Raw genomic sequence first — 1225 nt, forward strand, 5'->3', positions numbered from 1 at the left:
AAACGATGGTACTTGAGAAAAAATAATAAGCAGGGTTTCGTAATCGGACGAAGTAAACCCCCGGGGAAGCTGTGAAGGATTAGCAGTTTTTCTGGGGGTTATTTTTTTGTTTTCAGGGATGATTTGAAAATGATGTCACAAAAGGCACGGTGAGAATTGTTATATAAGATAAGACGTCAAAAGATTAACGAGAGAGGGGCAATTTGATATGAAAATGACAATGAAACTTGCAATCGCAACGATAAGCGGCATCCTGTTATTTGGTTCGATGAATCTCACGGCAGAGGCAGCGTCTTCTCGTTCGATAAGCGATATAACGTTGAAGACGGCAGCAGCTAAACCAAAGACCATGACTGAGGGCGAGAAGCTGGAGAAAGCAGAGCAGGAGAGAATCGAGAAATTACTTGAAAAAAATCCGGATGATACCTATATCTTATATGTCAGTAATGAATTGACTAAAGTCAAAGGTAAAGGAGAGGTCTACTTGATGGGCAACTCCTTTCCAAAGTATAACAAATATGAGGACTATCTAAAGAAAGCATCCAGTTTGAAGGAAGCAACGCTGCAAAAGCCTGCTAACTTGCCCAAGGGATATGTCTTCTCCGCGGCAGAGATTACAGGTCCATATAGCGTTGATTTTGCTGCAGATTTGAAAGCAGAAGCGAAAAAATTAAACAAACAGATTTACTCTAAAAAACTCAATTGGACAACCACAAACGAAACCAAATTAGAATTCAAAAATGGAGACGATTTTATCAAAATAAGCAGCCGTAAGCCTGATGCGGTGGATAAGAAAAATTATAGTCAAGAGTATACCTATACAACCGCGGAAAAAATGAAAAAAGATAATCCATATGTAGGCGAGAAATATATAGTAAATTCGTTGGTTTGGATCCAACACGGCAAGCTGCTTTCCGTTCATACGAATCCAAAGAATCCAATGACGAAGGAAGAGATGATCAAGTTGGCGAAAACGATGGTCAAAAAGTAAGAATCGCCATGTTATTGATGTGAAACGTAAGCAAGTCCGATATTGATCACCCTCAGGGAAGACGTGGATCAGCATGTCTAACCTGGGGGTATTTGCGGTTCTTTAATTAAAAGTTATGTCACAAACCAGATGGTTGAAATTGTTATATAAATGGTAGATATTACATGCCAATATAGGAAAGGTGCGAGTTTATATGAATACGAAGATGAAAATAGCAATTGCTTCACAATGCAG

1 protein-coding gene is annotated in these 1225 nt (G+C 39.0%); it reads left to right on the forward strand.

Going from position 1 to position 1225, the window contains the following annotated elements; genetic code table 11:
* Window positions 1-208: 208 nt before the first annotated feature.
* Complete coding sequence (locus BBG47_RS28055) at window positions 209-991, forward strand: hypothetical protein (protein ID WP_044356119.1); 783 nt, start codon at window positions 209-211, stop codon at window positions 989-991.
* Window positions 992-1225: the final 234 nt, after the last annotated feature.

Source organism: Paenibacillus sp. KS1, assembly GCF_001680695.1.
Classification (GTDB): domain Bacteria; phylum Bacillota; class Bacilli; order Paenibacillales; family Paenibacillaceae; genus Paenibacillus_B; species Paenibacillus_B suaedae.